The organism is Kitasatospora sp. NPDC056731 (assembly GCF_040687675.1).
In the GTDB taxonomy this organism is placed as follows: domain Bacteria; phylum Actinomycetota; class Actinomycetes; order Streptomycetales; family Streptomycetaceae; genus Kitasatospora.
Genome location: NZ_JBFBNR010000008.1, coordinates 40,854 through 60,478, shown reverse-complemented (window position 1 = coordinate 60,478; position 19,625 = coordinate 40,854). Strand labels below are relative to the sequence as shown.

Sequence of the window (19,625 nt, the reverse complement as noted above, 5' to 3'; positions counted from 1 at the left end):
TATATCCTATGGGGCAGTTATCTCGATGTCGAGATAAACCATAGTGCATGCCGTCACCTTCACCACCGCAGGCATGCCCGGGTCGGCAAAAGCGCAGGTCAGGGGCCATTTAGGCGGCGGCGGTCGGCAACGGCAGCACTGCCGGCTCGGCACCGGCCCAGTGTCGACTCGGCACCGGCTCACCACCGGCTCACACCAGCTCACCACCGGAACCGCCGGTCGGCGACGGGACGAGCAGAGGCGCGCCCGCGCGGCCCGCGCGCCTCCGGGCCCGTTCGAGGGTGTCCGCCGGCGCCCGGCGCCGTTGAGCAGGGCGTCCGTCGCCCTGCCCCTGGAAGGCCCCTTGATGTCCGCTCCGCTCGCCGCCACTCCGCTCGCCGCCGCACTGCTGCCGCTGGCCCTGCTCGTCCCCGCCGCTGCCTCGCCGGGCTCCGCCGCCCCGTCGGGTTCCACCGCCTCGCCGGTCTCGGTCGTCGAGGCCGCCTTCGACCCCGCGACGGCCTTCGTCCCGCCAACCGCCGTCAGCTACGCGGACGACCTCGTGCCGTACGGCGCGCACACCCGGATCGTCACCGACCGCTCCACCGCGGGGCGGACGGTGCTCACCATGACCGTCACCGGGCTCGCCCCCGACCACGAGTTCCCGGTCCACCTGCACACCGGCTCCTGCGGGGCCGACCCGGCCTCGTCCGGACCGCACTACCAGGACGCCGTGGACCCGGTGCAGCCGTCCACCGACCCGGCGTACGCCAACGGGCGCAACGAACTGCGGCTGGCACTGCGCACCGACGAGCACGGCGAGGGCACCGCGACGGCCTCGGTGCCCTGGCAGCCGCGGCCGGGCGAGGCCCGCTCGCTGGTGATGCACGCGGGCACCCCGACCGGCCCGCACGCGGCGGGCGACCGGGCGGCCTGCGTCAAGCTGGAGAAGTGAGCTTCCGCCTCAGGAGCCGAGGGTGGCGACCAGGACCGCCTTGATGGTGTGCAGGCGGTTCTCGGCCTGGTCGAACACGACGGAGTGCGCCGACTCGAACAGCTCGTCGGTGCACTCCAGCTCGGTCATGCCGGTCGCCTCGTACATCTGCCGCCCGAGCACCGTGCCGAGGTCGTGGAACGCGGGCAGGCAGTGCAGGAACTTCACGGCCGGGTTGCCGGTGGCCCGGACGGTGTCCATCGACACCTGGTAGGGCTTGAGCAACTCGATCCGCTCGGCCCAGACCTCCTTGGGCTCGCCCATCGAGACCCAGACATCGGTGTACAGGAAGTCCACGTCGGCCACGCCCTCGGCCACGTCCTCGGTGAGGGTGATCCGGGCGCCGGTCGCCTCGGCCAGCATCTCGGCCGCCTCCCGGACCTCCTCGACCGGCCAGAGGGAGCGCGGGGCGACGATCCGGACGTCCATGCCGAGCAGGGCGCCGGTGACCAGCAGCGAGTTGCCCATGTTGGAGCGGGCGTCGCCGAGGTACGCGAGGGCGGTCCCGGTCAGCGGCTTGGTGCTGTGCTCGGTGATGGTGAGGACGTCGGCCAGCATCTGGGTGGGGTGCCACTCGTCGGTGAGACCGTTCCAGACCGGGACGCCGGCGTTCGCCGCCAGCTCCTCGACGATCTCCTGGCCGTGGCCGCGGTACTCGATGCCGTCGAACATCCGGCCGAGCACCCGGGCGGTGTCCCGGATGGACTCCTTGTGGCCGATCTGCGAACCGGACGGGTCCAGGTAGGTGGTGGTGGCGCCCTGGTCGTGGGCGGCGACCTCGAAGGCGCAGCGGGTACGGGTGGAGGTCTTCTCGAAGATCAGCGCGATGTTCTTCCCGCGCAACCGGGGCTGCTCGGTGCCCGCATACTTGGCCGCCTTGAGTCCGGCGGCGAGGTCCACCAGGAAGCGGAACTCCTGGGGCGTGAAGTCGAGCTCCTTGAGGAAGTGCCTGTTCCGGAGGTTGAAGGCCATACCGGGCTCCTGGGATGACGGGGCGTACGGGAAAGTAGCAAGTCTATACGATGCTCGGAATTTCTATACACAGCGGGGGTGGGAGAGGGGGAGCCCCGCCGCGGACTCCCCCTCGACACCCGACCGGCCTACAGCCGTGGGCCCCCTCGACGCCCGGTCGGTCTAAAGGCGCGGGCACCCTCTTCGCCCGGCCGGCCTACAGGCGCGGATCGACCGGCTCGGACTCCAGCGCGAGCACCGCGAACACCGGCTCGTGCACCCGCCACAGCGGCTCGCCGGCCGCCAACCGGTCCAGCGCCTCCAGGCCCAACGCGTACTCGCGCAGCGCCAGCGAGCGCTTGTGGCCCAGCGACCGCTCGCGCAGCCGGTCCAGGTACTCGGTGTAGTCCGGGCCGTAGACGATCCGCAGGTACTCCCGGCCGCGCACCTTCACCCCCGGCTGCACCAGCCCGCCCGGACGGCCCCCGCCCCGCTTCGTACGCACCACCGAGGCCAGCGGTTTGACCACCATGCCCTCGCCGCCCGCCGCCGTCAGCTCCTCCCACCAGGCCGTGGCGGCCGCCACCGAGGCCTCGTCCTCGGTGTCCACCAGGAGGCGGCCGGTGCGGTGCAGGACCGGTGCCCGGTCACCGTCCGCTTCGGACGCCGTCTCGGGCGCCGTCTCGGGCGCGGCTTCGGGCGCGGCTTCGAGTGCGGCTTCGAGTGCGGCTTCGCGTGCGGCTTCGGCCGACGCTTCGGCCGCCGCTTCGTCGGCCGCGACCAGGCGGTCGATCCAGGCCAGGTGCTCGTCGTGCGGGCGCACCGCGAGGTTCGCCCCCTCGGCGGCCAGCACCTGGAACGGCGCCAACCGCACGCCCGACAGCCCCTCGGTCGGCCAGCAGTACCGCCGGTACGCCTCGGTGAACGCCTGCGCGTCGGCCGCGCGCCGCCGCTGCTTGGCGGTCAGCTCCGCCAGGTCCAGCCCGCGACCGGCCGCCCGCTCCAGGGCCGCCAGCGCCTCCGGCAGGGCGGCGCCCGCCGCAGCGCCGACCGCCGCGTACTGGCGGCGCAGCAGTTCCACGGCCTTCAGCGACCAGGGCATCAGCTCGGCGTCCAGCAGCAGCCAGCCGGTGCCCAGCTCGTCGAACAGCCCCGAGCGCTCGGCGGCCGCCCGTACCCGGCCCAGCAGGGCCGCGGTCAGGCCGTCGTCGGCGAGGAACGCCCGGCCCGTCCTGGTCCAGATCGCGCCCGGACCGGCCACGCCGAAGCGCCGCTCCAGCGCCGCGTCGTCCCGGGCGACCAGCACCACCGCGCGGGAGCCCATGTGCTTCTCCTCGCACACCAGGTGCCGCACGCCGTCCGCGCGGTAGGCGGCGAACGCCTCCTGCGGGTGCTCCAGGAAGCCGTCCCGGCGGGAGGCCGCGCTCGGCGCCATGGTCGGCGGCAGGTACGCCAGCAGCCGCGGGTCCAGCGCGAAGCGGCTCATCACCTCCAGCGCCGCCGCCGCGTTCTCCTCCCGGACGGCGACCCGCCCGTGCAACCCGGTCTCGACGATCCGGCGGCCCACCACGTCGGCGAGATCCAGCGGACGGCCCTCGCGGGCGCCCGGCGCGTCCGTGGCCAGCGGGCGCACCGGCGCGTACCACTCCCGCTCGGCCGGCACGCTCACCAGCTCCCGCTCCGGGTAGCGCAGCGCCGTCAGGGTGCCGCCGAACACGCAACCGGTGTCCAGGCAGACGGTGTTGTTGACGAAGCTCGCCGACGGCACCGGTGTGTGGCCGTACACCACCAGCGCCTTGCCCCGGTACTCCTCCGCCCACGGGTAGCGCACCGGCAGGCCGTACTCGTCGGTCTCGCCGGTGGTCTCCCCGTACAGCGCGTGCGAACGCACCCGGCCCGAGTTGCGGCCGTGGTAGCGCTCCGGCAGACCGGCGTGGCAGACCACCAGCGCGCCGCCGTCCAGCAGGTAGTGACTCACCAGGCCGCGCATGAACTCCCGCGCCTCGGCCCGGAACTCCTCGGACTCGCCGGCCAGCTGATCCAGCGACTCCTGCAGACCGTAGGCGACGTTGACCTTCTTGCCGTCCAGCGCCCGGCCCAGCTTGTTCTCGTGGTTGCCCGGCACGCACAGCGCGTGCCCGGCCGCCACCATGCCCATCACCAGGCGCAGCACACCCGGCGTGTCCGGGCCGCGGTCGACCAGGTCCCCGACGAACACGGCGGTACGGCCCGCCGGCGGCACCGCGTCCACCGGCCGGCCCCCGGCGTCCCGGGTCAGCGTGTAGCCGAGGCGGGTCAGCAGGGTCTCCAGCTCTGAGCGGCAGCCGTGGATGTCGCCGACGATGTCGAACGGGCCGGTCAGGTGACGCAGGTCGTTGTAGCGCTTCTCAAGCTCCACCTCGGCCGCCGCCACCTCGGCCGCGCCGCGCAGCACGTGCACCTTGCGGAAACCCTCGCGCTCCAGGCCCCGCAGGGAACGGCGCAGCTCGCGGTGCTGGCGCGGGACGACGTGGGCCGGCAGCTGGCGGTCCGCGCGGGAGCGGTTGCGCTCGGCGCACACGCCCGGCGGGACGTCCAGCACGATCGCGATCGGCAGCACGTCGTGCTCGCGGGCGATCCGCACCAGCTGGTGGCGTGCCTCGGGCTGGACGTTGGTGGCGTCCACGACGGTCAGCCGGCCGGCCGCGAGGCGCTTGCCGACGATGTAGTGCAGGACGTCGAAGGCCTCGGCGGAGGCCGACTGGTCGTTCTCGTCGTCGGCGACCAGGCCTCGGCAGAAGTCGGAGGAGACGACCTGGGTGGGCAGGAAGTGGCGGCGGGCGAAGGTCGACTTGCCGGCGCCGCTGGTGCCGATCAGGACGACGAGGGAGACGTCGGTGACGGGGAGGCGGCGGGGGGCGGGGTGGTCCTGGGACAGTTCCTGGTCGTACTCCTGGTCGTGCTCCTGGTGCTGGTGCTGCTCGGGCGTCGGGGTCGCTTCGTCGGTCATCGGGATTCGCCTCCTTCGAGCGCCGGGTCGGTCGGGGTCTGGTCGGTCGGGGTCTGCGCGGTCGGAGTCTGCGCGGTCCGGGTCTGCGCGGTCCGGGTCTGCGCGGTCCGGGTCTGCGCGGTCCGGGTCTGCGCGGCAGGGCCGGTGCCGAGGCGGAACAGGGCCAGCTGGGTCGGCGCGCCGACCTCCCCGTCCTCCGGCCCCACCGGGCGCAGCACCACCGTGTAACCGAACGCGGCCGCGACCCGCTCGGCCCACGCGCGGAACTCGGCGCGCGACCACTCGAAGCGGTGGTCGGCGTGCCGGACGGCGCCCGCCGGCAGGCTCTCCCAGCGGACGTTGTACTCGGCGTTCGGTGTGGTGACGACCACCGCCCCCGGCCGGGCCGCGCCGAACACCGCGTATTCCAGGGCGGGCAGCCTGGGCAGGTCCAGGTGCTCGACCACCTCGCACAGCACCGCCGCGTCGAAGCCCTTCAACCGGGTGTCCGTGTACGTCAGCGCGCCCTGCGCCAGCGTCACCCGGGCCGCCTGCCGCTCCGGCATCCGGTCCAGGCGCAATCCGCGGGCCGCCGCCTGCAACGCCCGCGCGGACACGTCCACGCCGAGCACCTCGGTGAACCGGGCGTCCTTCAGCAGTTCGCCGATCAACTCGCCCCGGCCGCAGCCGAGATCGGCGACGCGGGCCGCGCCCACCTCCCGCAGGGCGGCGAGGATCGCGGCGCGGCGCTGCCCGGCGAGGGACGGCGGCCTGGGCTCCGATGGCGCCCCAGCGGCCTCCGCCTGCTCCTCCGGCCGGTCGTCGACCGCGTTGTCGACCTCCTCGGGCTCCCGGTCGTCCGCCTCCGCCAGCCGGGCCAGCTCCAGACGCTCCATCGCCACCCGGGTCAGCGCCCGGCTCCGGGACAGGTAGCGGCGGGTGATCAGGGCGCGCTCCGGGTGGGCGGCCAGCCAGCCCTCGCCGGCGGCGAGCAGCTTGTCCACCTCGTCCGGGGCGACCCAGTAGTGCTTGGCGCCGTCCAGCACCGGCAGCAGCACGTACAGCTGCTGGAGCGCGTCGGCGAGCCGCACGGCGTCCGAGACCAGCGTGAGCCGCACGTACCGGGACTCGCCCCACTCCGGGAACGCCTCGTCCAGCGGGAGCGCCACCGCCTCGACCCGCCAGCCCAGCGGCTCGAACAGCCGGAGCGCCATCGCCGGGCCACCGCCCTCGCCCGCGCCGTTCGCGGGCACCGCGGGCAGCGTGATCCGCAGCGGGCGCGGGCGCTCCGCCAGCCCCGGCCGGGCCGGGCAGTCGCCCTTCATCGCGGACCGGAACACCGTCCGCAGCGCCACCGCGAGCAGCGAGGACGCCGCGTACGGGCGGTCGTTGACGTACTGGGCGAGCGCGAAGTCCGGCGAACCGCCGCGCCCCTTGCCCCGGCCCTTGCGGACCAGCGCGATCGGATCGACGTCCAGCAGCAGCGCCGCCGTGCAGACGTCGTCGCCCGCATCGGGGTAGAAGACGTGCGCCTCGCCGTGCGACGTCGCGAACCGCTGGACCTTGCCCGGGTGCTTGTGCAGCAGGAAGCCGAGATCGGTGGCCGGGCCCTCGACGCTGCCGGTGGTGGAGATCGACATGAACACCTGCCCGAGTATCACCGAGCAAACCTCCGCTGAACACCGGGTTTCCCGGTGCGGCGGCCGTCCGCCGCGGCCCGCAGGCGGCCGTGTACGCACGGCGGGGGCCTGCCGACCGGCGGCCGCGTCCGCACGACGGGCGTGTTCGGCAGCGGAGCCCCGCATTGGTTAACGTGCACGGTGTGACTGCTGAATCGACCTCCCTCCCGAACGGGGCCGTGGCCGCCGGCCTGGCCACCATCGCCGCCGACGGCACCGTCCTCGACACCTGGTTCCCCGCCCCCGCCCTGGCCGCCGAGCCCGGCCCGGCCGGCACCGTCCGCCTGACCGCCGAGCAGGCCGAGGCCGAACTCGGCGCCGGCGCCGCCGAGGCGCTGCGCGCCGACGCGCGCCGCGGCGTCGAGGTGGTCGCCGTGCGCACCACCATCGCCTCGCTCGACGAGAAGCCGCTCGACACCCACGACGTGTACCTGCGCCTGCACCTGCTCAGCCACCGCCTGGTCAAGCCGCACGGCCAGAACCTGGACGGCGTCTTCGGACTGCTCGCCAACGTCGCGTGGACCAGCATCGGCCCCGTCCCGGTGGACACGGTCGAGCAGGCCCGCCTCGCGGTCCGCGCCCAGGGCGGCCAGCTCGCCGTGTACGGCATCGACAAGTTCCCGCGGATGACCGACTACGTCGCCCCGTCCGGCGTGCGCATCGCCCACGCCGACCGCGTCCGCCTCGGCGCCCACCTGGCCGTCGGCACCACCGTGATGCACGAGGGCTTCGTCAACTTCAACGCCGGCACCCTCGGCACCTCCATGGTCGAGGGCCGGATCAGCGCGGGCGTCGTCGTCGGCGACCACAGCGACATCGGCGGCGGCGCCTCGATCATGGGCACCCTCTCCGGCGGCGGCAAGCAGGTCGTCTCGGTCGGCGAGCGCTGCCTGCTCGGCGCCAACGCCGGCATCGGCATCTCGCTCGGCAGCGACTGCGTCATCGAGGCCGGCCTCTACGTCACCGCCGGCACCCGGGTCACCACCCCGGACGGCACCGTGGCCAAGGCCGTCGAGCTGTCCGGCCAGGACAACCTGCTGTTCCGCCGCAACTCGCAGACCGGCGCCGTCGAGGTCATCGCCCGCTCCGGCTCCTGGGGCGGCCTCAACGCCGACCTGCACGCCCACAACTGACCTGCGGGACCACGCCATCGGGGTCCGGAGCCGACTCGGGCTCCGGATCCCGAGTGCGTGCTCCGGCTTGCGGTGGGGGGCGGGCCCCCTCCCCCCTCCCCCCTCCCCCCTCCCCTCCCTTCCTCTCGCCCGAAGCCTTGGCCCTGTCCCGGCTTGGTCGGGCGCCCGGCTTGCTCGGCGCCGAGCAAGCCGGGTGTGTCTCGTGCGCCTAGCCCAGGCCGCTTCGCGGCGGCAAGCCGGGCTCGCCCGGGAGGCTTACGGTGTAACGGAGTTGGGCCACATCGGGTGGGGCGCGGCGACTGGCCGCCGGAGCGGTTCGTTGGTTGCTGCAGCGGGGGCGTGTGCCTCGGTGGCGAGGCATCAGGCACCCCCGCTGCGCGGGCCGAGCCACCGTCGGCCGCTTCACGCCGCACTACCGATCCGAAGAGGTCCCGTCATGTCCCAACCAACTGCCACGCCGCAGCTCCCGAGCAGCCCGGCGGGCTCGGCCGCCGGTACCTCGTCCGGGCCCGCCGCGCAGAAGAGCCTGCTGGAACAGATGCAGGAACTGCTCGCCTCGGTGACCGCGGATCTCGCCGAGTTGCCGTCCTCCGGCATCCGGGAGGACGGCCCGGCCACCTATCCCACCGGTACGGACACCTCCTCCGACGCTCCCGCCACGCCAGGCACCCGATAGTCCGGCGCCTGCTCCTCCCCCGTCGGCCCGCCCTCGTCCGGCGGGCCGAGCCGGACCACGAGTAAGGGCGAGCCCCGCTCGGCCGGCGCCCCGCCGAGCACCGCGCCCTCCTCTTCCTCCAGCCTGCCCGCCGTCTTCCACAGCCGCCCGGCCAGATCCTTGCACTCCGACACCGCGTCCACGCCGTCGATGCACGTCCAGTAGAGGCTCTCGGTGTCGGCCCCGCAGGCCAGCACCACCAGCGTCTCCCCGACGTCCCGCAGCAGCCCGTCCAGCGCACCCAAGGTCGGTTCCAGCTCGCCGAGTTCGGTGAGCCGCCCGGCCCGGCCGCCGCTCAGCACGGCGGCCCTGACGACAGAGCGTTCCAGGCAGACCGCCGCGTGCGCCGCGGCCTCGGACAGCTGCTGCCCCAGCCCGGTGAGCTCGTCGTCGTCCAGCTCCGCCAACCTGGCTCCCACCGCCTCGGTGAGCAGCGCGGCCTGCCGCGCCTCGGCCAGCACATCCGGTACGTGCCTGGCCTCGGCCAGGGCGTGCCGGGCCCTCTTGATCAGTCGCAGCGCCTCCATGGCCGCCACTCCTTCCGCTCGCTGTCGCCGTGGGACCACGACCGCCGGAGGGGCGGTCAGGTGGTCACGGCGAAAGCGTGCGGCGAAGTCGGCGAGGCCGCATCCGTCATCGGGAAAGCTGTGGACAAGTCCGGGGCTGTGGATAACTCCCGTCCCTCACAAGGACTATTCGTCCACGTCCGGGTTGACACCCGCCCCGTCCGGGTCGGCGTCCGCCGGTCCGTCCGGCACCGGGAAGCGGAGCTCGTTCCGCTCGATCTTGGCCGCGAGGGCCTCCAGCGGATCCACCCCGACCACCGTGCAGAACTGCACCAGGTACGCGAGGACGTCCGCGACCTCGTCCCGCACCCGGTGGGCCCGCTCCGGCTCGGACATCACCGCGGCCGCCTGCTCGGGCGTCAACCACTGGAAGATCTCCAGCAGTTCGCCGGCCTCCACGCTCAGCGCGGCCGCCAGGTTCTTCGGCGTGTGGAAGGGCTCCCAGCGCCGGGCCGCCGCGAAGTCCGCCAGCCGCTGCCGCAGGGCCTCCAAGGTCGGCCCGGTGGGCCCGGCCGGTTCCCCCGGCCTCGTCACTCGTTCGTTCACCCGTCCAGGTCTACCTCACCCGTCCACCTCGTCCGCCCCCGGGTCCGCGCCGTCCCCGCGCCCGCACTGGGCCGGCACCCGGGTCGTCTCGGGCCGCAGCACGGTGTGCCCCGAGTCCGGGTCGCGCCGGCACTCGACCAGCACGGCCGCGCCCGACCGCGGTTCGGGCGCGCCGAGCGCCTCCCGCGCCGCGGCCGGCTCCTGAAGCGCGGCGAGGACGCGCAGTTGGTTGCGCCCGGACATGTCCCGGGCCAGCCGTAGCAGTGAGGCGGTCTGTTCGGTGGCGAGCCCGGCGCCGAGGTCCTCGGCGAGCACGGTGAGCTGCCGGTGCGCCCACGGCACCTCGGCGGCCACGTCGAGGTCGAGCACCCCGGCCCCGGTGAGCAGCACCGCGGCGAACGCGAGGTGGCGCAGCATGCCGTCGGAGGCCTGGTCGGCCCCGGTGCGCCCGAGGACGCCTTCGTCGAAGACCGCGAGGACCCGCTGGTCGGGCCCGCTGCCGCGGTGGGCGAGGGAGAGTCCGAGCAGCGGGTGCGGGGCGGCGGACTGGACGGCGCGCAGGAGCTGCCCGTAGCGGCGCGGGCATTCGTTGCCGAGCCGGGCGAGCACCGCGGAGATGTTGGCGGCGTTGCTGCGCAGCCGGGCCTGCGGGTCGGGCCGGGCCCAGCCGCGCATGAGGGCGGGGACGGGGTGGACGGGGAAGACCTCGCGCAGCGCGGTGAGCAGGTCCTCGGTGGCGGCGAGGACCTGCCGTTCGCCCGGGGAGGAGCCGGCCACCCGGAGCGGCAGTTGCGCGGTGATCATGGTGCCGCTGGGGAAGGGCGCCCGGATGTCGCCCTGGCGGGTGTCGTTGTGCCAGCAGACGTTGACGCGCCGCTTGCGGACGTCCTGTTCGCCGGTGTCGACGAGGGTGCGGCCGTCCAGGGTGAGCGATTCGCGGGCGATCCGCACCGGGCCGTCGGTGCGGACGACGACGTCGAGCCGGATGCGGCCGTGCGGGGAGCGGACGGTGCAGCCGAGGATGACGGCGTCGCGCCCGTGCGGGACGCACCCGGTCAGGCCGCCTCGGACGGGTTTGGCCAGGGGGCCGGTGCGGTCGGGCAGTCCGTCGAAGGAGTCGGCGATCTCCTCTCCGAGGGCGAGCCGGGAGAGCACAGCCAGTGCGTCGAGGGCGTTGGACTTGCCAACGCCGGCGGGCCCGTGCAGGACGGTGAGGGGCGCGAGCGGCAGGACCGCGCGCCGGTAGGACTTGAACGAGGTGAGCCGGAGCTCCTCGACGGTGGGACGTGTTACGGATGGCCGATCGGGCCCCGGGGCGCTCGGTCGGGGGTGGGCCGGCGCGGCGGGCCGGGTGGCGTCGCGGTTCACCCGTCGGACGTTAGCCGCAGGCCGGTCGGCAGAAACGTGCCTGCTCAGCAGATTCATCCCAACGTGGCGGCCACACCCCGCGCGCGCCCGACGTTCAGCGCCGGTAGGCGGCCACCGTCACGGAGGCGGTCACCTCGACCGGGTCCGGCAGCTCCGCGAGCGCGGCGGCCAGGCGGTCCGGGTCGGTGTGCCAGGCGCTGGGGCCCATGCCGACGACGGTGCGCACGTCGTCCGGGCCGAGCCGCAGGGTGAACTCGACCTGCCGCTGCCCGGCAGGGGTCAGGTAGGGGCCGAGCTTCTCGTCGATCCGCCGCTGCTTCTCCTCGTCGACCGACAACAGGCCCAGCGCGCCGACGAGTTCGCGCAGGTGGCGGGCGGTGGGCGAGACCAGCAGCAGGGTGGCGCCGGGGCGCAGCACGCGGCGGATCTCGGGCCCGTTGCGCGGGGCGAAGACGTTGAGCATCAGCCCGGCGGAGGCATCGCGCAGCGGCAGCGGCCGCCAGGCGTCGCAGACCACGGCACCGATCCGGGAGTGGGCCTTGGCGGCGCGGCGCAGCGCGAACTTGGAGATGTCGAGGGCGGCGCCGACGCGGCCGGGCAGGGCGTCGAGGACGTGGGCCAGGTAGTGGCCGGTGCCGGCGCCGAGGTCGGCGACGAGGCCCTCGGGGTCGGCGGCCGCGGCGGCCTCGGCGAGGGCGTCGGCGATGGGCCGGTAGTGGCCGGCGGCGAGGAAGTCGGCACGGGCGGCGACCATCTCGGCGGTGTCGCCGGTGCCGGTGTGGGCGTCTCCGGCGAGGAGGCTGACGTAGCCCTGCTTGGCGAGGTCGAAGCTGTGGCCGGCGGGGCAGCGCAGGGCGCGCTCGTGCCGGGTGAGGGCCTGCGCGCAGTGGGGGCAGGCCAGGTAGTGCTCGATGTCCTGCAGCAACGTTCCGTCTTCTCTCGCCGTTCAGCCCGGGTGCCCGGGGGTTTCGCGGGTCCGGTGGCCCTGAGTAACCAGCCTAACGACCCCGCCCGGCCCCGCTGCCCGGCCCGACCCCGCCCGGCCTCGCTGCCCGGCCTATCGGCCCCGCCCCTGCGCGGCGCGCCCGCGCCCGCGCTCCGCCGCGACGCGCAGGGCGAGGGCGGCGAGCGCCTCGGGCGCGCCGGGCCGGCCACGGATGCCGGGGAAGGCGTTGACGTCGACGATGACGGGTTCGGCGGGCCCGTCGAGCAGGTCGACGCCGTAGACGTCGAGCCCGAACACCTCGCCGACGCGCAGGGCGAGGGCGGCCCGGTCGGCGGGCGGTTCCCAGCCCTGCCCCTGCCCCGACTCCCCTTCGCTGTCGGCGAGTTCGGACCGCCGCCGGGCGGCGAACACCTGCCGGTCGATCACCCACAGCTTCTGGTCCCAGCCGGTCCCCGGGACGAACGGCTGGGTGACGACGGGCTCGTCGGGCCAGCGCGCGACGAGTTCGCGCAACCGGGCCGGGCCGTCGACCCGGGCGACCAGGTCGTGGCGCCGACTGTGCCGGCTTTTGACGACGAACGGGTAGGCGGGATCGGCGAGTTCGGCGAGCCGCCCGGCGTCGCGGGTGGCCGCGAAGGGCAGGTCGGCCGCGCGCGCGAGTTCGGCCATCCGCACCCGGTCCTGACAGAGTTCGGTGGCCGCGGCCGAGTTGATGACAGGCGCCCCGCGTCGCTCCAACTCTTGTGCGAGTGAAAGGGATCGACGGGTGTGGGCCTTGAGCAGATAGACGTCGGCGAGCGACTGCCCTGCCGGTCCAGCAGGGTCGACGATCGTCACCTCGTGCCGGTCCGCCAGCAGGGCGGCGGTCGCCGCGAGCACCGGGTGTCCGGGGTCGGCGGTGATCAGGCCGATCCTCATATCGCCCCGCCCAGGCCAGACCCGCCCAAGCCGGCCCCGTCAAAGCCAGCTCCGTCAAAGCCGGATCCGCCGAACTCTCCACCACCGAAGCCCAGTTGCCCGTACCCCGCGCCGCCACCCGCCGGCACCAGTGCGGGCGCGGGCGCCGACACGGCCGTCCCGCTGCGCGCGAGCCGCAGCACCGCCCGGGCGACCCTGGCGACCGCGTCCGGCACCTGGCGGAAGCTCGGGAAGTCGTTGATGTCGACGACCACCGGCCCGTCCGGCCCGAGCAGCACGTCGACGCCGTACAGGTCGAGCCCGAACACCTCGCCGACCTGCGCCGCGATCCGCGCGACCTCCCCGGGCAACGGGACCTGCCGTTCGCGTACGCCCTGCCCGGGGTGGAGCGGGGAGGAACGTTCCGTCGCGAAGAGCTCGCCGTCGACGCAGTACACCTTGAGGTCGGTGCCGGAGTTGGGCACGTAGGGCTGGGCGATCAACAGCCCCTCGTCGGCGAGTTCGGGGCCGAGGTCGAGGAGGTGGTCGGGGCTGGGCACGAGCCGGACGGCCCGCCCGGAACTGCCGTCGGCGGGCTTGACGACGAGCGGGTACTCGGCGGCCGGGATCTCGGCGAGCCGTTCCCAGCGGGCGGTGGCGTAGGTGACGGGGACGGGCAGGCCGCGGGTGCTGGCGATGACGGAGGCGAGCGCCTTGTCGCGGACGCCGCGGATGGAGCGGACGTCGTTGACGGTGGTGAGACCGACGGCGGCGGCCGCGTCCAGCAGGGTGAGCCCGGGCCCGCCGGAGACGGTCTTGAGCACCCAGGCGTCGTGGCTGCCGGCCCGGATCGCCTCGGATATCGCCATCAGCGAGTCCCCGGGGCGCAGCACGTCCACCCGGTGCCCCCATGCGGTGAGCTGGCGTGCCACGTCGAGCGGCATGCCGTCGTGCCGGTAGTGCTCCTCCACCAGAAAGCAGAGCCTCATGGGCCTGTCTTCCCCCCTTGCCAAGCCGAGTGCGGACGTCCGCCGTCCCCCTTCGGCAGAGCTGTAAAGGCATCAGCATGCCACGCGGTATACGCACAAGATCGCTGCGAGCCGGTAAGCGTTCAGCAACAATCAGGCGCCCGCACCGCCCCGGCCCTTCACCACCCCCGGCACGAAGCACCGCCGCCGCCCTCCACCGCCCCCGGCACGAGGCACCGCCACCGTCCGTCACACCGTCACCGGCGCCCCCGGCACGAAGCCCGGGAACAATGCGGTGGCGGGCCGCCGACGCCCCTGCTTGGATGCACGCCGTGACTTCTGTTGATCATGCCCCCGACCACTCCCTCCTCGACGCGATCGAGCGCTACTACGACGCGGTGCCGCGCAGCGCCGCGCGGACCGAGGACTTCGGCCCGCTGACCTTGTTCGTCCGCGAGGGCGCGGGCTGGCCCTACTACGCCCGCCCCACGCTCGACCACGACGGCCCCGCCACCACCGCCGAGGACGTCCTGCGGGTGCTGGCCCGCCAGCGGGAGCTGGGCGAGCCGGAGGCCTTCGAGTGGGTGGCCGAGCGGAGTCCGGAGCTGCGGGCCGCGGTGGAGGCGGCCGGGCTCGCGGTGCACGAGCACCCGCTGCTGGTGCTGGGCCCGCAGGACGAGCCGGCCTCGGCGCCCGAGCTGCCGGAGGAGGTGCGGGTGGAGGTCCTGGGCGCGGACGCGCCGGAGCTGGCGTCGGCGGTCGCCGTTCCGCACCTGGCGTTCGCCGAGCCGGGCACCGGCGTGGGCGCCGTGGGTGCGGCCGAACTGGCCGAGGCCGCAGGGCGGTTGACGGCGGAGGGCGCGGTGGAGCGGATCGCACGGCGGATCACCGACGGCGCCACCGTGCTGGCCGCCGCGGTGGAGGACGGTTCCGCGCTGTGCGCGGGCCAGCACAATCCGGTGGGCGCGGTCACCGAGGTCGCCGGGGTCGGGACGCTGCCGGTCGCGCGGCGGCGCGGGCTGGGTCTGGCGGTCACCGCGGCCCTGGTCGCGCACGCGCGGGCGAACGGCGTGCGGACGGTGTTCCTGTCCGCCGCCGACGAGGAGGTCGCCCGGATCTACCGCCGAGCGGGCTTCCGCCCGTTCGCGACGGCCCTGATCGCCGAGCCGGCCCCGGACCGGCCCGGCGACTGACCCGCAGGCCGACTGACCCGCAGACCGGCCGACCCCCCGACCACACCAACGAGAGCCCTCAGGAACGGAGGGCGAGGACGACGCGACCGGGCAGGAGCCCACCCGGTCAGTCGTCGTCCTCGTCCTCCGCCCCGCTGACGCCCTCCCCCTCGGCCTCGTCGACGACCCACCCCGCCAGCCGTTCGGCGACCCCGGACACGCCGAGCCGCCCCTCCCGAATGGCCCGGGCGAGGCTGCGCACCTCGCGGGCGGTGGTGGCGACGGTGCAGCCGCTGGCGACGAGGTAGGCGTAGGCGACGGCGGTCGCGTAGAGCTCGTTGGTCTTCTCCAGGGCCGGCACCCGGATCAGCTGGTGCATCAGGGCGGCGGCGCGGTCCTGCGGTTCGGGGTAGACGTCGATGTCGAAGATCTCGGCCTGGTGCCGGGCGACGGCCGCGAGCAACGACCCGTAGTCGGTGACCTGCGGGTCACCGGGCGTGTACTGCTCGGCGGTCATGAGCAGCCACGAGAGGTCGACCTCCAGCTTCAACGGCGCACGTCCTTCAGGTCGCCCGGCTCCGCGAACTCGGCCAGGAAGGCCGTCTCGTACTCCTTCATGAACTGGGCGGCGGCGTCGACGAAGGCCCGCCCCGCCTCGCCCATGTCCTGCTGGACCAGGCGCTCGATGTACTGGTTCATGCTGATCCCCTGCTGCTCCGCCCGTTCCCGGGCCATTTCCGCGGTCGTGGCGTCCACCCGGACGTTCAGCTGCTTCTTACCCATGAATCTCAAGCTAGCGCTGAAGTGCTAGCACAACAAGGGCGCACGCACACCGGACGGAGCGCCCACCCCCACTGTCGGACGGCGCGAAAGACTTCAGTAGCGCAAGATTCATTTCAGTAGGTTCTTCAGTACCGCACCAAAGGTTTCAGTGAGCGCCTCCCGACTACAGGGAGTGTTTGATCTTCGATGCGAGGCTTCCTGGGATCCTGTGACGCGTGAACTCGCATGATGAGGGTGCCCCGCAGACCCGGCCGTCACTCGTTGCGGTCGCCGGCCTGCCATGGCCTCGCCCCCTCCCGCGACGGCTGTCCTCGGTTCCGCTTCCTCGGCCCGGCGAGTCTCTCCTGAGTTGGCTCGATGCGGTCGCGCTTGACTTCGACGTCAGCCGGGACCAAGCCGCCCAGGCCACCGGGGTCATAGCTGTCGACGAAGCGCCCGCCCGGCTCTCCCTCACCTCCACACGTTCGCCCGTCTTCAGCCTGGATGACGAGACCACGACTCGGATCGAAGCCGCGACAGGGGCTGTCGGGCAGCGAGGCCAGGAACTTGACCTTGAACCGCTTCGTGGGGACGGCGTTGCGGACAAGCCCGACGCGTGCCGTTTCATCGTCCGGACGCGGCGTCGCAGCCGAGCCCTGGGTCGATCACACCGAGCTCCGCTTCTGCCCAGGGTGCGTCGCCGCCGACGATGGAAGGTGGCCTTTGGCCTGGTCGCTGCCCTGGGTATTCTGCTGCCTCATTCACAGGTGCTATCTGATTACTATCTGTCCGGCGTGCCGCATGAAGGTTCGGCCCGCCGAAGTCAGCCTCGCACGAGGGGTCTGTGGCCGTGCTGCTCGGGAGCGCGGAGCCGACCCGGGTCTTCGCTGTCCTGGGCGCTTCCGGGACGCAGAAGCGCCACCGCTGCGGGATCCCGAGCTGATTCGACTCCAGAAGCTGCTCCTAGAGCATCTCCAGGCCGACAGCGAGGCTTCACTCGACCGAGCCCGTGCCGACTTCCAAGATCTCTCGGAAATCGCCGTGATGGCCTTGTTCCTAGCGACTCCAGCAAATCTGGACGGCGCCGATCCAGTGATACATGACGCCTTTTCTTCTTTTTCTCGAAGATACTTCGTGAAACACGGGAGGCTCATGAGAGAGAGGGATCGGTTCCACCCTGGAATGCTGGTTCTCACCGGGTGTTTGCGCGTGGCATCCCAGATCGTCTTCGCAGACGACCCTCTGCAGGCCGCCCTTTCGCTGGCCGATCTCAGAAAGCATCCGGCAGATCCTGCCGTTCGACCGCTCCGCCGTTCCTGGATCACTCGGCCACCTGTCCACTCAGGCGAGCGAATCAGGTCAATCGTAGAGGCAGTACAGGAGAATTCCAAATTCTCTCGCGGCTGGCCTTCCTGAATCATGCGCAGCCAACCTGCCAGATCCGCCGACCCGATCAGAGATCCCGGCGCCAGGTAAGTTTGTCATAAGAAATCGGCCCCAGTGAAAGCTTCAAGATCGACTGGAGACGCTGGCTCCCCAGGAGGAAGAGCCAGATGTCGTTGTCGTCCCACGGATGATCGGGGTGCGGCCGCGGTGAATCCACTTCCTCGTTGCCCAGAAGCCATCGTGTCGCCTCGTCCATGTCCTCGCAAATGGCCAACTGTCCCGCTATCCGGACCATGCCGGCCATCCCAAGGCCAGGGAAGGAGTTGGTGGCCTTCCTGGACCGGGTTCGCGCGGGGAAGCCCTCACGGACTGCCTTGTCGGCCCCGGCAAGGTGGCGGGGCTCAGCATGCCACGAGACCAGTTTGAGTAGGACGTTGAAGTCGTTCTCTGCGGCCCGGTCGCATTCCTGCCCTGGGCCATCGACGAGTGGCAAGGTGTTGAGCCACGCTTGGATCTCCAACAGGACGCGGTCACGGGTGCGAAGCACCGGAAGCTCCTTCAATGGCTTTCCGCACCAGAGGGTGCCGGTGCGTTCGACAGCGGCAGGCCGCCGGAGGCTCGGGCTCACCGGCATCGGCCCTGTACACAAACCCGGACTCCTGTCCCGGAATCTCCAGGGCTGGATCGGCGCGTCACATCCAGTGCATTCGCGTACCAAGTAGCAGGAATGTTCCAGGCAGATCACCGACCATCTCCTGTACCAGAGCAGAGGCCACCGGTTGTCCTTCTGATGCAGGCACTTCGGGCAGACTCCTCCTAGTACCTTAGTGGAGCGGAAGCTGTTCCTGCCTCCTGCGTTGATCCACAGGTCCGGTATCCGCTGACCCTTGTCATCGACATACAAGGGGCTGAGCGTCATCGCGAAAACCTCATCGAGGGTCAGACCGGTGGCGGCGCTCACGTTGGCTGCTTGGGCGGTGGTGAGCTGAATAGTGCGATAGGCAAGGCGTCTGCCGGCACTGTTTTCCACTTCCAGACCTAGCAGTGACATGGCATGCCTGCGACCGATTTCATAGGTTGCCGCTATGTGCTCAACCCAGCTATGCAGTGATTCGCCCGCCAACGGCAACGGCACCGAGGCCAACCGCCGAGGCACCGTCGACGTCATCTCCTGCAGCATGGTGACCGTTCTCCCCGTGTCTTAGCGGCGGGCTGGACTCAGATCGACATCGGCTCCAGGGCATCAGCTACCGCTCACGCCGAGGGGAAGTCGACTGGCCGCTCCCAGAGTCGAGCCGTAGTACGGCAGGCAGGTCTTGATGTCAGAGTCCTGGTACGCGCCCGCCCAAGCAGCGGCTGTGAACAGGTCTTGAACCGCGAACTCGTACTCCCGGCCTGCGCGAAGCACCCCGTCCTGAAAGGCCCCGACCTCATCTCGGCTCGGCCACCGCGTCGCAGTGGAGAAGAACGCCTCGGCCCAGATCTCGCACATGCGGGTGAAAAACGCCGGCTTCTTGGTGATCGCCAATTCTGCCTCGCCGAGGCCGAAGTAGAGGTTCGAGGAGCGATGCGCACCTGCATAGACGGCGGCCCGCAGGACGCGAACGACGTACACGCCTTCGTTCAGCAGCTCGTCACACTGGTCCTTGACCCGGTCGACCAGATCGGTAGGCGGGTACTCGCCCGCCTTGATCAGCCAGGACATCGACCATGCCTCGAGCACCTCACTACGATCGAATGCTGCGAGGGCCTCGGTGACGTCGGTGAGATGGAACCAGGCGGCGAACTGCGCTCCCTGCAGGAGCCGATGAGGCTCCTCACCGCCGTCTTCGCGGCATCGCGCGACACTGGCCGAGAAGGTCCGACCCTGGTCGTTGCTTATGCTGCCTGGCCACTCGTTGACCCACACGTCAACGGCTGCTTCGGCGATCGGGTCGCGTTCATCGCCATCAGAGGCCAACTTGTCCTCGGCGCTGACGATGGCCTTGGCACGCTCCTGAAGTCCGTCGATCATGCGCCACGCGATGCCGCACACGTACTTGAAAACGTTGGGCAGCTTGACCGTGGGGTTCGTCATGGCCGTCTCGATGATGTCGGGCCACACCGATACGGGCAGGCCGGCTACCCGGAAGCGCTCGATGCTGGTGCGCCAGTTCTCGTCGAGCGGGGTTGACAAGCGCTGGCTGCCGCTCTCGTACGTCCACGTTTCCCATGCCTGCTGGAAACTCTTCCTGTAGGCAAGCCTGGGCGCTTCCTGCGCTTCGAGTTCGGCGGCGGCTTGCTTGAGCGCTGCCGCCCAGCGCAGGGCGTCCTGGGCCACATCGGCGACGATGGCCGCGTCAGCGGGGACTGAGGACTTGCCGCTGTTGCAGGGCTCGCATGCGGCGATGAGGTTCTCCGGACTGTCGCTTCCGTCGAGGGCGGTGGGGGTGACGTGGTCGACTGTCAGCTTCACGTCGGGGGCCGTGGCTCCGCAGTAGCGGCACGTGTGGTTGTCACGGCGGAGGATTTCGAACCGGAGGCGCTTGCTGACGGCCATGTGGCTCTTCTCTCTCGGTGGTGGGCGCTGCGTGGGCGCTGACGTTAGCTCAGCGG

Annotated in this window: 18 protein-coding genes; 5 read left to right on the top strand and 13 right to left on the bottom strand. The window is 72.2% G+C overall.

Features of this window, described 5'->3' with window-relative positions:
• Positions 1 to 346: 346 nt before the first annotated feature.
• The gene (locus tag AB0R04_RS10380; RefSeq protein ID WP_363369850.1) at positions 347 to 934 is read left to right on the top strand and encodes a superoxide dismutase family protein; all 588 of its coding nucleotides are present in this window, start codon (positions 347 to 349) and stop codon (positions 932 to 934) included.
• Between the two features lie 9 nt (positions 935 to 943).
• Here AB0R04_RS10380 and argF read toward each other — a convergent pair whose 3' ends face one another.
• The 3 genes from argF to AB0R04_RS10365 all read right to left on the bottom strand — a co-directional run bounded on the left by argF (position 944) and on the right by AB0R04_RS10365 (position 6,538).
• Positions 944 to 1,945: an ornithine carbamoyltransferase gene (gene argF, locus AB0R04_RS10375; RefSeq protein WP_063347583.1), complete on the bottom strand. Its 1,002-nt coding sequence runs from the start codon at positions 1,943 to 1,945 to the stop codon at positions 944 to 946.
• A 196-nt stretch (positions 1,946 to 2,141) separates the two neighbouring features.
• Positions 2,142 to 4,913: a polynucleotide kinase-phosphatase gene (locus AB0R04_RS10370; RefSeq protein WP_363369847.1), complete on the bottom strand. Its 2,772-nt coding sequence runs from the start codon at positions 4,911 to 4,913 to the stop codon at positions 2,142 to 2,144.
• Complete coding sequence (locus AB0R04_RS10365; RefSeq protein ID WP_363369845.1) at positions 4,910 to 6,538, bottom strand: 3' terminal RNA ribose 2'-O-methyltransferase Hen1; 1,629 nt, start codon at positions 6,536 to 6,538, stop codon at positions 4,910 to 4,912. The genes AB0R04_RS10370 and AB0R04_RS10365 overlap by 4 nt, the downstream gene beginning before the upstream one ends.
• 176 nt (positions 6,539 to 6,714) lie before the next feature.
• Here AB0R04_RS10365 and dapD point away from each other — a divergent pair, with 176 nt between their 5' ends.
• Positions 6,715 to 7,704 (top strand): 2,3,4,5-tetrahydropyridine-2,6-dicarboxylate N-succinyltransferase, encoded by a 990-nt coding sequence (dapD, locus tag AB0R04_RS10360; protein ID WP_063347584.1) that lies wholly within the window; start codon positions 6,715 to 6,717, stop codon positions 7,702 to 7,704.
• A 436-nt stretch (positions 7,705 to 8,140) separates the two neighbouring features.
• Positions 8,141 to 8,380 carry a hypothetical protein gene (locus tag AB0R04_RS10355; RefSeq protein ID WP_363369843.1) on the top strand — a complete coding sequence of 80 codons (240 nt, stop codon included), beginning with the start codon at positions 8,141 to 8,143 and terminating at the stop codon, positions 8,378 to 8,380.
• Here the strand turns inward: AB0R04_RS10355 and AB0R04_RS10350 are convergent.
• From AB0R04_RS10350 to AB0R04_RS10325, 6 genes are all read right to left on the bottom strand, one after another.
• Complete coding sequence (locus AB0R04_RS10350; protein ID WP_363369841.1) at positions 8,323 to 8,946, bottom strand: DUF6099 family protein; 624 nt, start codon at positions 8,944 to 8,946, stop codon at positions 8,323 to 8,325. The genes AB0R04_RS10355 and AB0R04_RS10350 overlap by 58 nt on opposite strands.
• Positions 8,947 to 9,111: 165 nt before the next feature.
• Positions 9,112 to 9,519, bottom strand: coding sequence for a nucleotide pyrophosphohydrolase (locus tag AB0R04_RS10345; protein WP_363370057.1), 408 nt, complete (start codon positions 9,517 to 9,519; stop codon positions 9,112 to 9,114).
• 27 nt (positions 9,520 to 9,546) lie between these two features.
• Positions 9,547 to 10,899, bottom strand: coding sequence for an ATP-binding protein (locus AB0R04_RS10340; RefSeq protein ID WP_363369840.1), 1,353 nt, complete (start codon positions 10,897 to 10,899; stop codon positions 9,547 to 9,549).
• Between the two features lie 94 nt (positions 10,900 to 10,993).
• The gene (locus AB0R04_RS10335; RefSeq protein WP_363369838.1) at positions 10,994 to 11,824 is read right to left on the bottom strand and encodes a putative RNA methyltransferase; all 831 of its coding nucleotides are present in this window, start codon (positions 11,822 to 11,824) and stop codon (positions 10,994 to 10,996) included.
• A 132-nt stretch (positions 11,825 to 11,956) separates the two neighbouring features.
• Positions 11,957 to 12,763, bottom strand: a complete 807-nt coding sequence (locus tag AB0R04_RS10330) for an alpha-L-glutamate ligase (RefSeq protein ID WP_363369836.1) — start codon at positions 12,761 to 12,763, stop codon at positions 11,957 to 11,959.
• Positions 12,760 to 13,731: an ATP-grasp domain-containing protein gene (locus tag AB0R04_RS10325; protein ID WP_363369834.1), complete on the bottom strand. Its 972-nt coding sequence runs from the start codon at positions 13,729 to 13,731 to the stop codon at positions 12,760 to 12,762. Before AB0R04_RS10325 ends, AB0R04_RS10330 begins: the two co-directional genes overlap by 4 nt.
• Before the next feature lie 311 nt (positions 13,732 to 14,042).
• Between AB0R04_RS10325 and AB0R04_RS10320 the strand changes: the two genes are divergently transcribed.
• On the top strand, positions 14,043 to 14,903 hold the full coding sequence (locus AB0R04_RS10320; RefSeq protein WP_363369832.1) for a GNAT family N-acetyltransferase: 861 nt from the start codon (positions 14,043 to 14,045) through the stop codon (positions 14,901 to 14,903).
• Positions 14,904 to 15,009: 106 nt separating this feature from the next.
• Here AB0R04_RS10320 and AB0R04_RS10315 read toward each other — a convergent pair whose 3' ends face one another.
• Both AB0R04_RS10315 and AB0R04_RS10310 read right to left on the bottom strand, forming a co-directional pair.
• Entirely contained in the window at positions 15,010 to 15,432 is a 423-nt protein-coding gene (locus tag AB0R04_RS10315) for a fic family toxin-antitoxin system, toxin component (protein ID WP_350886206.1), read from the bottom strand.
• Positions 15,429 to 15,665 (bottom strand): toxin-antitoxin system HicB family antitoxin, encoded by a 237-nt coding sequence (locus AB0R04_RS10310; protein ID WP_063347592.1) that lies wholly within the window; start codon positions 15,663 to 15,665, stop codon positions 15,429 to 15,431. The genes AB0R04_RS10315 and AB0R04_RS10310 overlap by 4 nt, the downstream gene beginning before the upstream one ends.
• 483 nt (positions 15,666 to 16,148) lie before the next feature.
• On the opposite strand from AB0R04_RS10310, the gene AB0R04_RS10305 reads away from it, so the two are divergent.
• Positions 16,149 to 17,060 (top strand): TniQ family protein, encoded by a 912-nt coding sequence (locus tag AB0R04_RS10305; protein ID WP_363369831.1) that lies wholly within the window; start codon positions 16,149 to 16,151, stop codon positions 17,058 to 17,060.
• 37 nt (positions 17,061 to 17,097) lie between these two features.
• Here AB0R04_RS10305 and AB0R04_RS10300 read toward each other — a convergent pair whose 3' ends face one another.
• Both AB0R04_RS10300 and AB0R04_RS10295 read right to left on the bottom strand, forming a co-directional pair.
• Positions 17,098 to 18,210, bottom strand: coding sequence for a TniQ family protein (locus AB0R04_RS10300; RefSeq protein ID WP_363369830.1), 1,113 nt, complete (start codon positions 18,208 to 18,210; stop codon positions 17,098 to 17,100).
• Between the two features lie 63 nt (positions 18,211 to 18,273).
• On the bottom strand, positions 18,274 to 19,569 hold the full coding sequence (locus AB0R04_RS10295) for an HNH endonuclease (RefSeq protein WP_363369828.1): 1,296 nt from the start codon (positions 19,567 to 19,569) through the stop codon (positions 18,274 to 18,276).
• Positions 19,570 to 19,625: the final 56 nt, after the last annotated feature.